Source organism: Thiolinea disciformis DSM 14473 (assembly GCF_000371925.1).
Lineage (GTDB): Bacteria > Pseudomonadota > Gammaproteobacteria > Thiotrichales > Thiotrichaceae > Thiolinea > Thiolinea disciformis.
In genome coordinates this window covers 1-14,749 of sequence record NZ_AQVE01000013.1, presented here as the reverse complement: position 1 = coordinate 14,749, position 14,749 = coordinate 1, and the positions used below count along the sequence as shown (strand labels likewise).

Sequence of the window (14,749 nt, the reverse complement as noted above, 5' to 3'; positions counted from 1 at the left end):
GGGGCGCGAAAAAATGCAGGCTTGCAAAGTCCCTCTAACTTGGGGAGAGGGATTTAGGGTGAGGGTATTGACTGGTAGCGCTATCCCACTACTGTGCTGAGCGTAAATCGCTAATTTCGTCTAACGACAACCCCGTAATTTGAGCAATTTGTTCATCTGTCATATTACCCATCGTCAGCAAATTACGCGCGATTTCTAACGATTTCTTATGTTGCCCTTCCTGCAAACCTTCTTTTCGACCTTCATCCAAACCTTCTTCTTTGCCTTCCTGCCAACCTTCACCCCGTGCGGTATCAATCACATTTTTCAAGTCACGGTAATACTTTAAACTGGATTCATACGCCAAGCGTTCCTGCGGTTCAAAACGGGCGATCTGGGCTTTTTCAAATAGACTTAAGAAGACTTTTTCACGCAAACGTGGCGGAATATCATCCAACGTATGTAGATGGCGAAACACATAGAACCACTTATCTTGCAGTGTTTCTAATTCATCCAAGGTTTTGGTGAAGTTGGGTAGGGTTAGATAAATAAAAGTCAGTTTGTCGTAAAATACTCGATTATGCTGATTTTTCAGTTGCACTTGATGAACAACTTTATGCTGACCATCCTCTTCATCGAACACAAAATCTAGAATGCCAATCGTGTAAACGGCAGCTAACTTAAAATTCCAATCACCACGTTCTGCTTGTTGCTGAATCGGGAAAGTAGCGTAAAACACACTACGATCTTTGAAAAAATTCTGCTTAGCTTTTTGCAGTTCAACAATAAAATACTCACCGCTTTCACTCACACAACTAATATCAAAAATCGCTTTACGATCAAGAATTGACGCGCCTTGGCTTTCATTTTGATTGAACTGTAGTTCTTGGATTTGGTGCTTTTCAGGCAGCAAAGTATTCAGGAAGCTGATGAGATGGATTTTGCTCGCTTCCTCGCCAAAGACTTTTTTAAAGCCGAAGTCGGTGAATAGGTTGATGTATTTTTCTTTCATAAGTACCAATCAGCAAGTGATAGTAGCGCTAAGCATAGCCGAATCAGTGGGGTTTGGCGAAAACACATCCTCTCTAGGTTCACTGCACCGCCACCCATTCCACCTTGTTCCCATCGGTGATAACCAGCCACGCACTGAGCTTATTCAAAGCACCAATAGTGGGGAGTTGTAAATAGCCTTGCACCTGTTGAATCCCTTCCTGCTTCTTAGCCTGCCAACCTGCGTCCTTATCACTTTTCTTACTGTATTTCAGCTCGAACAGGAATTGGTAATTCACCTCATAGGGGCTGCGTTCTAACAGCAAAATATCAGGGTACTTGCGATTCATTTCCCGTTCGCTCTGAATGAAATACACAGGCGACTGGTAAAGTAGCGTGAGCAAAATGGTTTTAATATGTTCTTCATCCAACCACATCGAGTCACGATTGGAGAGTAATTGTAATACCCGTTCCACTTCACTCATTAAGGGTTGAAGCTTATTGTGCAAGGCTAACACTTCAATCGCATTCAGAATGGCACGACTAGAGATAGTAATTTGATTACGCCGTTCTAATTCGACTTTGAAATATTGAAAATACAGCTCACGAATCACTTGATTGGGTATGACAAAGCCTTCACCCGCTAAAGTCTTACGCGAGAGGGTAATAAAGCCCATGTAGGCTAAAAGGCTAACGAAGTCATCCTGATCAAAGCCTTTGTCAAAATCGAATTTACGCCGCTGCTGGGCAATCACCTCCCCCTGATTAATCAAGGCATCCAACACGGTGTAATTCGCATCGCGATCCCCAATGGTAAACAGCGCCATGATTTTACCGTAATCAGAGGCAATGTTTTCATCCAGCATGTTTTCGGGATAAGCACAGCGCTTATAATTAAAGCGATCGATAAAATACAACACCATATCCGAGTTATACACGGTGTCGGTGGCCTGTAAATGAAAGCGATAGCCATTATACCAATCGCGCACCGCTTGCTTTAGTGCAATAGAATCGATCTCAGGGCAAGTACTAATAATCCTTTGTAGTAATGGATCGACTTCGGCTTGAGTAAACCCAATGCTGGCATTGAAGGTTTCACTTAACGAGATATTTTTGCCAATATTAAAACCACTGGTCATGCTATCCAGCATTAAGGGTGTTACGCCGGTGACAAACAAGCGATCTACTGTGCCGCGTTGGGTGGCAGCTTTGATGGTTTCATAGAAGCTGCGTACAAAACCACCTTTACCCACAATCTGCTGAAATTGTTGCAAGCTGTCGGCTAATACGGCATTCGCAAAGTGATCGTATTCGTCAATAAGGAAGAGGATCTTTTGTTCTGCCTGAAACACCGCATCAAAAAACACTTTCATTTTGTCGGCGGGTGAGGTTTTTTGACTAATCTGTGTCATCACGTCGGGCGAATAGTGATAACGGTGCAAAAATTGACTCAAACCTACTTCGACGGCGGTATTAAAACCAAGGAAAACCATTTCCGCAGAAGCCGTCGAAATCCCACTAAACTCCATGAACAGCACTTGATAGCTATTTTTGAGGGGAGTGGGTTGTTGTCCGATGTGTAATTTACCAAACAGTGCATCAAATTCATCCACATACGCTACATCGTAGTAATACTCCAACATGGAAATGAACAGACTCTTACCGAAGCGGCGCGGACGTAGTAAGAATAAATGTGACCCAGCCTGTTCCAACTTAGGGATATAAGCGGTTTTATCGATATAGACAAAGTCTTGTTCGATGACTTTTTTAAAATTACTTAAGCCGTAGGGAATTTTGGGTTGCACGGGTATTTACCAACGAAGATCAAGTATATGAAGTATAGCAAACTTGAGTAGGGCTACCCAGACCTACCAAGTTTCCCAGATCTTCAAGTATCGTTAAGCACCTCCTGATTAACTTGCTGCTTGCTGCTAGCGTGTAGTCACACTATGAGCCTTGAATGCAAGGCCGTAAAAGCTAGATAACAGAGTTCAATCCCAGAAAATCTGCTTAAATTAACTCCCTAGCCCAACACTGAAAAGCTGCTCTCCTGATTAATTTCGCGATTACGCGAGTAGAAACCAATACTCACGGTACGACCTAAATATTCCATCGTGTATTGAACGGGGTCTTTATCGTGATCTTGACCCGCTTCACACGCAGTAATAAGCGTTGCCATCATCTTGCCCGCCACTGCTGTGTTTTTGAATTGATTACCACTCGTGCCAATCGCGATGTAATAGCCGGGCAAATCGGTTTTGTCGTAGATCGGAATCCAATCCTCGGTCACATCATACGCTTCCACAGTGCCACGAACTTGATTAGGAATACCGAGCTGCGGATAGCGTTGCGCCATACGCATAATATACATCACCGCCTCATCCGTTAGATTACGATCCATCGTATCCGGATCAACCCAATCTCTAGGATCACAATCAGGATCTTCTGTTCCTAGTAACATCATGCCACCGCTCGCAGGCCGACTATAAACCGCGACATCGCTATCTGAAGTCACCATTCCCACTTTGGTATAATCATAATGTGCTGGCGGTGACACATACGGCACTTCTTGGCGCAAAGCACGGGTACTCATCTTCATCTTATCCGTCAAGCCTACCAGCGCATTGATCTTAGACGAATGTGGCCCTGCTACGTTAACTACCACAGGCGAATCAATCTGCTCACCATTTTTTAAACTAATGCCACAAACGCGCCCATTGGCTTGGCGAATCGCTACGACTTCCGCATTAAAACGGAAACTGCCCCCTGCCGCCTCAGCCGCACGCTGTAAATTATGGGCTGCCAATTGGGGATCATTGACATAGCCGCCTTTAGGCCAATGCACCGCGCCCTGCAACATACCCGTTGTTGGTTCGGCGAAACCCTCTGCATCTGGGCGTTTGGGGGGATAATATAAGCGTGGGTCATAGTCTGGAATAAACGCCTGAAGCTCTTCCAAATTTAATTCGCGATAAGGAATCCCCAACTGATCAGAAAGCTGCATCGCTTTTTGTAAATAGCCATTGTGTTCTACTTTCATGACCAAGCAACCACACTCATTAAAATGCGCTAGTCCAGATGCATCCTCAACGCCTACATACTTTGCCCAGTCGCGCCAGTAGTGGTAACCCTCATAAGCCATGGCCGTGCCATCTAAGGTCGAATAATACGTGCGTATAATCGCGCTAGAATTGGAGGTTGAGCCAAACCCTGCTGCCCCATTCTTATCGACATTTAAGGTTTTCCAACCGCGCCTTGCAAGCTCTAAACCGACCGCCGCCCCAATGATGCCTGCACCAATAATAATTGCGTCGTATTGTTTGTTCATGCTTTCCATCTCCTTGCACGGCCTTATTACTTAGCGACTGATTGACTATTTCAAATAAATTTTCACATCAACATACATTAGTGTTTGGACTTGTCAATACAATAGTGTATGTTATCTCATGTAGAGTGTAGAGAGCGTTGAATGAGCGACGAAAATCGCCCAAATTTAGAACGAAAAGACTGGATTAAGGCTGCGTACGAGGTTCTTACTCACGAAGGCGTGGAGCGCGTACGCATCCTTACTCTGGCTGAAAAGTTAGGCATTACGCGGGGGAGCTTTTATTGGCATTTCAAAAGCCGCGATGAATTACTGCAAGCATTGATTGAGGAGTGGCAGCAGAAAAATACCGGCGCTTTATTAGCTGCTTGTGCCAGTAGTGATGATTTTACAGACCGCATGCTTGCTATTGCAGACTGTTGGACCAATGAAAATTTATTTGATCCCAGTCTCGACGCTGCTATGCGCAATTGGGGACATCACGATGCACAGATGCGTCGTCTGGTGCAGGAGGAAGATCAAAAGCGTTTGAAAGCCTTTCAACGCCTGTTTCAAGACCACCACTTTCAAGCGACTGAAGCCATGATTCGAGCGCGCGTGTTTTACTTCACACAGGTGGGCTATTACGCCGTGGAATTGGGTGAACCCCTCAAGCAGCGCGTACAACTCTATCCAGACTACTTCTGGGTATTTACGGGTGAATCACTCGATAAGACCCGTTTTCAGCACTACCTACAAAAAGCATTGCAACAACATAATACCGAGTGAGCACGTAGCTTCACTACGTTCAACACTCTTGCACCATACCCAAGCATTGAATTGGAGCGTGTATTTTATGAGCCAAGAACCCACATTTCCCACTGAAACCTCCTCTCAAGCCCGAACCCGCCGTACTCGACAACGTCATACCGATAGTAGCACCGCAAGTTTGCACCAACTTCCATGGCAACAACTTAAAAACGACTATAAACCCATTGCGGTTATCTACGAAGAGCAACTCGAACAAATCCACCATACCTCTATGCGCATTCTCGAAGAAGTCGGCATGGATATTTTGGACGATGATGCACGCGCTTTAATGAAGCATTGCGGCGCAAACGTTACCGCTGGCAGTAATCGGGTGCAGTTTGATCGTCATATGATCATGGATTACCTTGCGACCGTGCCAGAAAGCTTTACCCTGCACGCCCGCAATCCTGAGCACAATCTAACTATTGGCAAGAACTTCACAAGCTTTGGCACGGTCGCAAGTGCACCGAATGCTAGTAGTATGGATGGCGGACGGCGTGCGGGTAATCAAGCCGATTACCGTAATTTTTTACGCTTGATGCAGAGCTTGAATATTTTGCAATTTACGGGGGGCTATCCAGTCGAACCGGTTGATATTCATGCTTCAGTACGTCATTTAGATTGCTTAGCCGACTGCGTGACTTTAACCGATAAAGTATTTCATGCTTATTCTTTAGGGCGGCAGCGTAATCGAGATGGGATTGAAATCGCCCGCATTGCGCGTGGGATCAGCCATGAGCAATTAGATCAAGAACCTAGCCTATTCACGATCATTAATACCAGTTCACCCCTACGGCTCGATCAGCCTATGCTGCAAGGCATTATGGAGATGTCAGCACGCAATCAAGTGGTGATGCTCACACCCTTTACTCTAGCAGGTGCTATGGCTCCTGTGACGATAGCGGGTGCTCTTGCGCAACAAAATGCAGAAGCACTTGCTGGAATTGCCTTTACTCAAATGGTCAGACGTGGAGCACCTGCGGTTTATGGCGGCTTTACCTCGAATGTGGATATGAAATCGGGTGCGCCCGCGTTTGGTACGCCTGAATATGTGATGGCGGCTCAAATCAGTGGTCAACTCGCGCGCCATTATAAAATCCCCTATCGCTCTTCCAATGTATGTGCCTCCAATACCGTCGATGCACAGGCTGCTTATGAATCCACTATGTCCTTGTGGGGTGCGATCATGGGTGGAGCGAACTTCTTAATGCACGGGGCTGGCTGGTTAGAAGGTGGTTTATGTGCTTCGTTTGAAAAACTGATTGTTGATGCTGATTTACTTCAGATGATGGCTGTATACCTCAAAGGCATTACGGTGGATGAAGCAAGCCTTGCCTTAGAAGCCGTGAAAGATGTCGGCCCTGGTGGGCATTATTTTGGTACAGCGCACACCATGGCTCGTTATAAAGATGCATTCTATGCCCCGCTGGTTTCAGATTGGCGTAATTTTGAAACATGGCAAGAAGCAGGCAAACCTACAACCTATGAGCACGCTCATCGTTTATACAAACAAATTCTAGAAAATTATCAGCCACCCGCATTAGATGACGCCATTCGTGAAGAGTTAGACGACTTTGTAGCTCGGCGTAAGCGTGAAGGTGGCGTTGCTACTGACTTTTAAGGATTGAGGAAAGTATTTTATGAAATCACATGTTAGGGTCGCTGTGATTGGCGGCGGTGTTGTGGGTGCGAGTGTTTTATATCATTTAACTAAGCTCGGTTGGCAAGATGTTGTGTTAATCGAACGCTCTGAACTGACCTCAGGCTCAACGTGGCACGCGGCGGGCGGTTTCCATACTCTAAATGCCGATACCAATATGGCGGCACTACAAGGTTACACGATTAATTTGTATCGTGAATTAGAGCAAATTTCTGGTCAAGCTTGCGGTTTACATCATGTCGGTGGCATTACCTTAGCCACTACGCCTGAGCGCATGGATTATTTGAAAGCTGAGCGCGCTAAGCATCAATATATGGGTTTGCATACCGAAATTATTGGCCCAGATGAAATCCGTAAACTCTCCCCGATTACCAATACCGATGGCGTGATTGGAGGGCTTTACGATCCATTGGATGGGCATCTTGATCCTTATGGCACGACTCATGCGTATGCGATCGCGGCCAAGAAACAGGGTGCTGAAGTTTACTTGCATACCCATGTCAGTGCGTTGAACCCGCGTGCTGATGGCAGTTGGGAGATTGTCACCAACAAAGGCAATATCATTGCTGAGCATGTAGTGAATGCAGCCGGTCTATGGGCGCGTGAAGTCGGGCGTATGGTTGGGATTGAATTGCCCTTGCATCCAATGGAGCACCAATATTTAGTCACTGACGAAATTCCTGAAGTGTATAACCACAGTTCGGAATTGCCGCATGTGATGGATCCAGCCGGTGAAAGTTACTTACGTCAGGAAGGTCGCGGCTTGGTGATTGGCTTCTATGAGCAGCGCTGTGACCCTTGGGCGGTGGATGTGACTTCATGGGATTTTGGGCATGAACTCCTACCCAATCAATTGGATCGGATTAGTGAGTCTTTAGAGTTTGCTTGTAATCGTTATCCGGTGTTAGGCCGTGCAGGGATTAAAACTATTATCAATGGCCCTTTCACCTTCGCCCCTGATGGCAATCCTTTAGTCGGTCCCGTGGGTGGTTTACGCAATTTCTGGTCAGCTTGTGCGGTGATGGCGGGCTTTAGCCAAGGTGGTGGGGTGGGTTTAACTTTAGCCGAATGGATGGTGGAAGGTGAACCAACGCGGGATGTATTTGCGATGGATGTCGCACGCTTTGGCAAATTTGCGACCCGTGCTTATACGCGTAACAAAGTCACAGAAAATTATCAAAAGCGCTTCTCGATTTCCTTCCCGAATGAAGAGCGCCCAGCCGGTCGCCCTCTGCATACCACACCGATGTATAGTGTCTGGAAGGAACAAGGTGCAGTATTTGGTCAGGGTTACGGCTTAGAGCATGTCAATTACTTCGCGCGCGAAGGCGAGCCACGGTATGAAACGCCAACCTTTGTACGCTCCAATGCTTTTGCTACCGTGGGCGAAGAATGCCGCAATGTACGCAACAATGTCGGCATTAATGAAATCCACAACTTCAGCAAATTCCTCGTCACAGGCTCTAAAGCACGCGAATGGTTAGATACCATCATGGCGGGGCGGATTCCTGAAATAGGCCGCTTGAGCTTATCACCTTTATTAAGCCCCAAAGGCCGCATTATTGGTGACTTCACGATTAGCTGCTTAGGGGAAAATCACTTCCAACTGACTGCTTCTTATGGTGCACAAGCTTATCATCAACGTTGGTTTGAACAGCATTTGCCAGAAACAGGGGTGGAGATTCGCAATATTTCCCTGCAACGCATTGGTTTCCAAATTGCAGGGCCGAATGCGCGTGCACTCCTCAGTAAAGTCACGAATATTGATTTAAGCACCGAAGCATTCCCCTTTATGAGTGTGCGCCAAGGTGAGGTTGGTTTAACCGATGCGATTGTACAACGGGTGAGTTATACCGGCGATCAAGGTTATGAAATCTATGTAGATAATAGCCAGCAGCTCGCTTTATACGACGCACTGTCTGAAGCCGGTAAGGCATTTAATCTTAAGCCCTTTGGGATGCGTGCGATGATGAGTTTGCGTTTGGAGAAAAGCTTCGGCTCATGGTTACGTGAATTTAAACCTGACTATACACCACAAGAAACCGGCTTAAGTCGCTTTGTGGCTTATAACAAAGCCGCTGATTTTATTGGTAAAGCAGCAGCCTTAGCGGAAAAAGCACAAGGGGCAAAACGTAAACTCACCACCTTCATTGTCGAGACCGACGATGCGGATGTGCACAGTGATGAACCGATTTGGCACAATGGCAAAATCGTTGGCTCAGTTACCTCCGGTGGCTATGCGCATTGGGCACACAAGTCGGTGGCAATTGGCTTCTTACCGCCTGAATTAATTCAAGCTGGCACACAAGTCGAGATTGAATTATTAGGGAAAAAACGCCGAGCCACGGTGATTACTGAAGCCTTGTTCGATCCACAATTAACTTACTTACGAGCTTAAGCGATGCAGGCTATCACGTTGATTTCCTGTCTAGGGGAAAATACTTATCCGATCTGCTCGGTACTGGCGGACTATTTGACTGCGGAAACGGGGATCAAGGTGAGTTTTGACCGAACTACCCCTTGGTTAGAAGCAAGTGAAAAACTGGCTGCCGGTGAGATTCACATGGGTTGGATTTGTGGCTTACTGTATACCTTGCAACAAGATCAGCAAGCGCGTTATCAAGTATTAGCAAAACCGATCTTTGCTGGACACCGTAAGCCCGAGTATTTCTCTTATCTAGTAGTGCGGCGTGATAGTGGTATTGAATCGCTTGTCGATTTAGCCAATAAGCGTCTGGTGATTAATGATCCAGACTCTTATTCCGGTAATCATGCGTTATGGGCGCATTGGGCGAAGCTGCCGAATCCACCCAAATTCGCTAGCGTATTAGCAAGTGGCTCGCACTCTAATTCCCTGCGCATGATTGCTGCGGGTGATGCCGATGTGGCAGCGATTGACTGCACGGTATTTGATTATTGGCTGAAAACGCAAAAGCCCGAGATGCAAGCGGTGCTGAGTCAACTGAAGGCGATTGAACAGATCAACCCTGCCCCGACTCCACCCTTGGTTATGCATAAGTCTGTGGATAGCAAGATCACCGAAACGATCCGCCATGCTTTGTTAGCACTGAATCATTCTGAATGGTCAGCGCGTTTACAAGCGGCGGGTTTACAAGGTTTGGTGGAGGCACAAGATCAGGATTATGATTTTATGCGTGAGAGTTATCGCTTGAGTCAGGGATTTCAGCGACTTTAATGATTTTTGGTGTCAGTGACTTGTACTTGCCCATTCATTAACATGGGCAATAGCCAGTCTCGCAAGGCTGCCAGTTGTTGGTTTTCCTTTTGGTTTTTCAGAACAAGCTTATTATTTATTGCAATCACATCATTATAAGCTTTCAGTACCAGGTTATTGGGATAGGCAACTTGCAATGAAAATAAATCGCTTTTCGTTATTGAGCCAAATGTTGTTCCTTCGCTGTTTCTACGGTCAAATAAACGCTTGAAATATTCCATTACATAGAAAAGATAAGCATCGAATCCGTCCTTGCTGTTGAGTGCAGCTAACCCACGACCAATGCAACAATCAATATCAGCAATATTCATTGTTCCAACAGGCGCGCGAACACTAAGCAAAATATCGCCAGCTTTTGCTAGCCTGCTAGGTTCAGTAGTGTATTGTCGAATATTTGGAAAACGTATCCCGAAATCTGTTGAGCCTTGAAAAAATACAATGCCTTTACCCTCTTCATTGTAGCTACTTCCTTCAGGCGATTGCCCCATTGTGATATTTGCAATTTGGTGAAGCTCTTTGACTTTCCAGCCCGCCGGAATCTCCCGCTTCAACTCCTTGCTATACACCATCTCTCCGCCCGATGACTTATACGGCTTGCCATTTTCATCGGGGAAATCGAATTGCACAAACCAGTAATCGTAGAGGTTTTTTGCCATTGCTTCGAGTTCAGCATTAATGCGATTGTTGATTTCGATTTTTTGGTCGATGGAAGAGAGAACGGCTGCAATATTTTCTTGTCCGTTAGCGATATAAGGCACAAACAATGCGTGTAAATCATTACGATTAACACCCGGAACAGCACTTTTATCTGAGGTTTTAAGATTACCTAAACACTTAAGAAGGTAATAAACATACTTGGGGTAGTTGCCTTTAAAATCGGTAACATATAAGGCGGTATTGTGTGGCCAATATTTCCCATTAACATAGTGCATTTCCCCAAGCGTACCATAACGTCCGGTTACGATACCCTCACCATCAGCTTTATATTCAGAATGATAGCCGGAAATGCCAGAAGAACTTACAACGGGATAATTTCCCTGTTTTCGCTGATGTGCAGGAAGATCATAACCCCTTTTGAAATTAACAATATCGCCGAGTCTTTGATATTTAACCTTACTCATAGCGCAGGCTCCCTAACTGGGTTTTAATCTCGCTCTCTAGTTGACGAGATTCAGCAAACAGTGCATCAAGCTTAGCAGTGAAACCTTGCATTTTGCTGGCGAACTCATCAGCACTAATATCGGTGTATTCGATCTTCACATCAAAATACTGCCCTGCGCTGAAAGAGTAATTTTTAGCTTTAATTTGCTCGTAACTGACCACTACCGAAAAATCATCCACCGCCGTTTTGGCGTTGAAAGTGTCGATAATGCGCTGCTCTTCCGCCGCCGTCAGCACCGTTTTCTGGTTCTTACCGTCCTTCACGGTTTCGCCAAGGCTAGAGGCATCAATTAACACCACTTTTTCTTGGTTGCACTTATCAATGAATAAAATCGAGACATTTGTTCCTGTGGTCGCAAAAATATTGCTCGGCATCGACACCACACCCGCCAGCATTTTCTGCTCCACCAAACGTTCGCGAATGCTTTTATCAATACCCGATTGCGCCGTAATAAATCCCGTCGGAACCACAATTGCCGCCCTACCCTTGTCTTTCAGCGAATACATAATGTGCTGAATAAACAGCAAATAAATCGCCATTTTATCCTTGGCTTTATTCGGCACATTGGGAATACCTGCAAAAAAACGGACTTTATTTTCTTTAGTATCCAAATCATCGCGAAAATCACTGAAATCCATCTTAAAGGGTGGGTTGGACACAATGTAATCAAACTTCGCCAAGTCCGCCCCATCTTTATGATAGGGCGACAACAGCGTATTGCCTTGAATAATATTTGGGATGGAATGCACTAAATTGTTCAGAATCAAATTGAGTCGCAACAGCCCAGACGATTTTTGGGAAATATCCTGCGAATAAATACTGCATCGATTTTCCCCAATCGCATGAGCCAGATTCATGAGCAACGTTCCCGACCCTGCCGATGGGTCGTAGCACCTGACGTTCATCACCTTGCCACGCAACTCAGTAGGGACAAGAATCGCCGCCATAATCTTAGCCACCGCGTGCGGGGTGTAATATTCCGCGTATTTACCGCCGCTATCCTTATTGTAGTCCTTGATCAGATACTCAAAAATATCCGCAAAGAAATCAAAGCCCTGCGTGAAAATATGCTCAAAGCTAAAATTCACCAGCTTGTTGATAATGGCCTTACAAAAATTGTCGCGCTCGTTGGGATCTGCAATAAACTGGCTGAGGGCATCAAACAAGCGAACTTGTGCTCCGCCGCCCGTTTTCACCGAAAAAATATCACTATTAACAATTGCAATTTCACGCAAGGTATCATCAAACAACTTGGCAAAATTATCCTCATTTTGCCGAGTAAATAAATGAGAAATCAGGTGTTCTGGGCGCAAATAAGCCGTGCCTTCGGGCAGGAGCATAGTCAACATTTCATAGGCATCAAGGTCAAGACTAGCGATATGCTGTTCCCAGTTTGCTGCCTTAGCTGTGGCTGCATCCGCTTTTTTCAGTTCATACGCGAGCTTGTCACACAGAAATTTGTACAGAAAAACCTGCGTGATGATTTTGAATTCGTTACCGTCATTGCCTAGTCCATAAGCGGCACAAATATTTTTCAGGTTGTCGATCAGCTCGGTGGTGCTTTTCTTGAAATCGAGGGCTACCAAGGGGTTACTCCGGTCAATGCGCAATAGGGGAAAAGACAGACAAATTACACCCAGTTCTCTAGTTTCAAACCTTCAATACGGGCGAATTCACGGGTGTTATTAGTGACTAGCGTTGCTCCCAAACTACTAGCATGGGCTGCAATCAGTAAATCCATATTGCCAATCATTTGTCCACATTGCTGTAAAGCAGTGTGCAGCTTGGCATAAGTACGGGCAGCAGCCTCATCCCAAGCGTGTACGGTCAACATTGAGAGGAAATAAAGCAACTGGCTTTCGCGTGCCTTGCGGGTTTTTGTCGGACTTTTTTCAATACCCGACCACAATTCAGCATAAGCAATGGCCGACAAGTGCAGTTCCTCATATTGCTGAAACCGCTCCAACACTGACTTGGGGTGTTCCTTCAGCACGTAAATACAGATATTGGTATCCAGCATGATCATTAGAAAGACTCACGCTGTTGTGGTGGGGCATTGTCACGTTGGGCAAGGAAATCCTCTGCAAACGCACTGCTTTGACTAAAAAAATCTGCCCAGCTCGGCTTTTTTGCTGATAGTACAATATCATCCCCGACCTGACGGATATAGACCTCATCCGTTGCAAAGCGAAAGGCTTTAGGAAGACGTACTGCTTGGCTGCGCCCATTGCTGAAAACTTTTGCTGTGTAGATAGACATGGCCTTTCCTCAGATGATATACATTAAAAAGTATATACCAGATCTACCTATTTACCAAGGAGTCACACCATTGAACTCATCCAGATACTCTTTCACGACCAGTTGATTAATATAGCGGGTGCTATCGGGGCTTAACTTAATGTTTTGGGTTTGTTGAAATTGCTGCACCACATGCCGCTGCATCATGCGCTCAAAATAGCTATCGTTATCGAGGATATTTCTATTTTGCATCACGCTGTTGTCGGCTTGCTGCTTGACCAGCCGTAATGCCTCAAAAATGCGCCGCTCACTGTCGGAAATGGTGCCTTTCTCCACCAAGCGTTTGTGAACGCGGACAAATTTGATGTCACCCTCGTACTTGCTTTGCAGCAAACGGTTTTTGCGGTTGATTTCGCACACCTTATCCTGAATTTTATTAAGCGTGAGCATATTGTGTTTCATCTCTTCCTGACTCACTGCCTTGAGGTTACGGTTTTTAAACAGGCGCTCTAATTCCTCTTTAAGTTGCGTGAATTCGGGGTCTTTAGGATCAATATTGCTAGTCATGGTTTCGCGGGTGCGGCGTAAAGCATCTTTCAACTCATCGGCCAGCTTGAGTTCTTCTTCACCAATCTTGATGAATTTGAACAGTACCTCTTCCAATGCCATGTTCAACAAGCCGCTGGTGTCAGCTTGGTTTTCAAGGCGGTCTTTAAGGTTAAGCATGGCCAGATGATTGTCCACTTCATTATACAATGCATTGATTTGCACGAACGGCAGACGTTGCAACAAGTCATTAAACCCAAACAAACGGCACAAATTGTACAGGCTACGAGCATCCGCCAAGGCTTTTTTCAGTGCCAATACTTGCGTTCGATCCTGAATTTCGCTGATTTGACGTGAGAATAGTTCTTTGTTTAAGGTATCGTATTGAAACAGCACATCCTTGACCACTTCCAACTCTGCTGCAATTTCCTCAGCAGATTTGAATAGCTTGGAATAATGTTCCATTTCATCGCCCAATTCGCTTTGTAGCTCATCAAAATAGGCTTTATTGGTCTTATCAAACTCGCGTCGAATATCCGCAAAGTCCACCACATAACCATAGCGATGCTGTTTATAGTAAATTCTGCTAATTAAGCTACACTCTAATACTGGTCAATTCTCAAGAGACGCTCCGCGATGGGTGTGTATGGTTTAGAATTACGAGAACGCGTGTTGGCGGCTTATGAACGGCATCAGAATAAAAGTTTAGTGTGTCGCGAGTTTCAAATAGCGCGAACGACATTGGATGACTGGATACGCTGGCAGGCGGAAGGACGTTTAAAGCCGGAGGTGTGGTCGCGTGGACGTCGGCATACCATTCAGGAT

Annotated in this window: 13 protein-coding genes; 5 read left to right on the top strand and 8 right to left on the bottom strand. The window is 45.6% G+C overall.

Annotated elements, in window-relative coordinates; all coding sequences use genetic code 11:
• Positions 1-88: 88 nt before the first annotated feature.
• The 3 genes from A3IE_RS0111035 to A3IE_RS0111025 all read right to left on the bottom strand — a co-directional run bounded on the left by A3IE_RS0111035 (position 89) and on the right by A3IE_RS0111025 (position 4,297).
• A complete protein-coding gene (locus A3IE_RS0111035) occupies positions 89-991 on the bottom strand; it encodes an Rpn family recombination-promoting nuclease/putative transposase (protein WP_020395683.1) in 903 nt (300 codons plus the stop codon).
• A 79-nt stretch (positions 992-1,070) separates the two neighbouring features.
• A complete protein-coding gene (locus tag A3IE_RS0111030) occupies positions 1,071-2,774 on the bottom strand; it encodes an AAA family ATPase (protein WP_020395682.1) in 1,704 nt (567 codons plus the stop codon).
• Between the two features lie 218 nt (positions 2,775-2,992).
• Positions 2,993-4,297 carry an NAD(P)/FAD-dependent oxidoreductase gene (locus A3IE_RS0111025; protein WP_020395681.1) on the bottom strand — a complete coding sequence of 435 codons (1,305 nt, stop codon included), beginning with the start codon at positions 4,295-4,297 and terminating at the stop codon, positions 2,993-2,995.
• Positions 4,298-4,438: 141 nt separating this feature from the next.
• Between A3IE_RS0111025 and A3IE_RS20475 the strand changes: the two genes are divergently transcribed.
• The 4 genes from A3IE_RS20475 to A3IE_RS0111005 all read left to right on the top strand — a co-directional run bounded on the left by A3IE_RS20475 (position 4,439) and on the right by A3IE_RS0111005 (position 9,939).
• Positions 4,439-5,062, top strand: a complete 624-nt coding sequence (locus tag A3IE_RS20475) for a TetR/AcrR family transcriptional regulator (RefSeq protein WP_020395680.1) — start codon at positions 4,439-4,441, stop codon at positions 5,060-5,062.
• A 67-nt stretch (positions 5,063-5,129) separates the two neighbouring features.
• On the top strand, positions 5,130-6,704 hold the full coding sequence (locus tag A3IE_RS0111015; RefSeq protein ID WP_020395679.1) for a trimethylamine methyltransferase family protein: 1,575 nt from the start codon (positions 5,130-5,132) through the stop codon (positions 6,702-6,704).
• A 19-nt stretch (positions 6,705-6,723) separates the two neighbouring features.
• Complete coding sequence (locus A3IE_RS0111010) at positions 6,724-9,141, top strand: GcvT family protein (RefSeq protein ID WP_020395678.1); 2,418 nt, start codon at positions 6,724-6,726, stop codon at positions 9,139-9,141.
• A 3-nt stretch (positions 9,142-9,144) separates the two neighbouring features.
• Positions 9,145-9,939: a phosphate/phosphite/phosphonate ABC transporter substrate-binding protein gene (locus A3IE_RS0111005; protein ID WP_020395677.1), complete on the top strand. Its 795-nt coding sequence runs from the start codon at positions 9,145-9,147 to the stop codon at positions 9,937-9,939.
• Here the strand turns inward: A3IE_RS0111005 and A3IE_RS0111000 are convergent.
• Genes A3IE_RS0111000 through A3IE_RS0110980 form a run of 5 tightly spaced genes read right to left on the bottom strand, consistent with a single transcriptional unit; the run spans position 9,936 to position 14,473 of the window.
• On the bottom strand, positions 9,936-11,099 hold the full coding sequence (locus A3IE_RS0111000) for a restriction endonuclease subunit S (protein WP_020395676.1): 1,164 nt from the start codon (positions 11,097-11,099) through the stop codon (positions 9,936-9,938). The two genes, A3IE_RS0111005 and A3IE_RS0111000, sit on opposite strands and share 4 nt — an antisense overlap.
• The gene (locus A3IE_RS0110995; protein ID WP_020395675.1) at positions 11,092-12,726 is read right to left on the bottom strand and encodes an HsdM family class I SAM-dependent methyltransferase; all 1,635 of its coding nucleotides are present in this window, start codon (positions 12,724-12,726) and stop codon (positions 11,092-11,094) included. Before A3IE_RS0110995 ends, A3IE_RS0111000 begins: the two co-directional genes overlap by 8 nt.
• Positions 12,727-12,770: 44 nt before the next feature.
• Positions 12,771-13,166, bottom strand: coding sequence for a type II toxin-antitoxin system tRNA(fMet)-specific endonuclease VapC (gene vapC, locus A3IE_RS0110990; RefSeq protein ID WP_020395674.1), 396 nt, complete (start codon positions 13,164-13,166; stop codon positions 12,771-12,773).
• A complete protein-coding gene (locus A3IE_RS0110985) occupies positions 13,166-13,399 on the bottom strand; it encodes an AbrB/MazE/SpoVT family DNA-binding domain-containing protein (protein WP_020395673.1) in 234 nt (77 codons plus the stop codon). The genes vapC and A3IE_RS0110985 overlap by 1 nt, the downstream gene beginning before the upstream one ends.
• A gap of 51 nt (positions 13,400-13,450) precedes the next feature.
• The gene (locus tag A3IE_RS0110980; protein WP_157832867.1) at positions 13,451-14,473 is read right to left on the bottom strand and encodes a hypothetical protein; all 1,023 of its coding nucleotides are present in this window, start codon (positions 14,471-14,473) and stop codon (positions 13,451-13,453) included.
• A gap of 87 nt (positions 14,474-14,560) precedes the next feature.
• Here A3IE_RS0110980 and A3IE_RS0110975 point away from each other — a divergent pair.
• Positions 14,561-14,749 (top strand): helix-turn-helix domain-containing protein (locus A3IE_RS0110975; RefSeq protein ID WP_020395671.1); only part of this gene is annotated, 189 nt, incomplete at its 3' end.

What these genes read in the sequence shown, in the direction of transcription:
- A3IE_RS0111035 (WP_020395683.1), bottom strand. Translation starts at nt 991, where the DNA reads ATGAAAGAAAAATACATCAACCTATTCACCGACTTCGGCTTTAAAAAA.
- A3IE_RS0111025 (WP_020395681.1), bottom strand. Translation starts at nt 4,297, where the DNA reads ATGAACAAACAATACGACGCAATTATTATTGGTGCAGGCATCATTGGG.
- A3IE_RS20475 (WP_020395680.1), top strand. Translation starts at nt 4,439, where the DNA reads ATGAGCGACGAAAATCGCCCAAATTTAGAACGAAAAGACTGGATTAAG.
- A3IE_RS0111015 (WP_020395679.1), top strand. Translation starts at nt 5,130, where the DNA reads ATGAGCCAAGAACCCACATTTCCCACTGAAACCTCCTCTCAAGCCCGA.
- A3IE_RS0111010 (WP_020395678.1), top strand. Translation starts at nt 6,724, where the DNA reads ATGAAATCACATGTTAGGGTCGCTGTGATTGGCGGCGGTGTTGTGGGT.
- A3IE_RS0111005 (WP_020395677.1), top strand. Translation starts at nt 9,145, where the DNA reads ATGCAGGCTATCACGTTGATTTCCTGTCTAGGGGAAAATACTTATCCG.
- A3IE_RS0111000 (WP_020395676.1), bottom strand. Translation starts at nt 11,099, where the DNA reads ATGAGTAAGGTTAAATATCAAAGACTCGGCGATATTGTTAATTTCAAA.
- vapC (WP_020395674.1), bottom strand. Translation starts at nt 13,166, where the DNA reads ATGATCATGCTGGATACCAATATCTGTATTTACGTGCTGAAGGAACAC.
- A3IE_RS0110985 (WP_020395673.1), bottom strand. Translation starts at nt 13,399, where the DNA reads ATGTCTATCTACACAGCAAAAGTTTTCAGCAATGGGCGCAGCCAAGCA.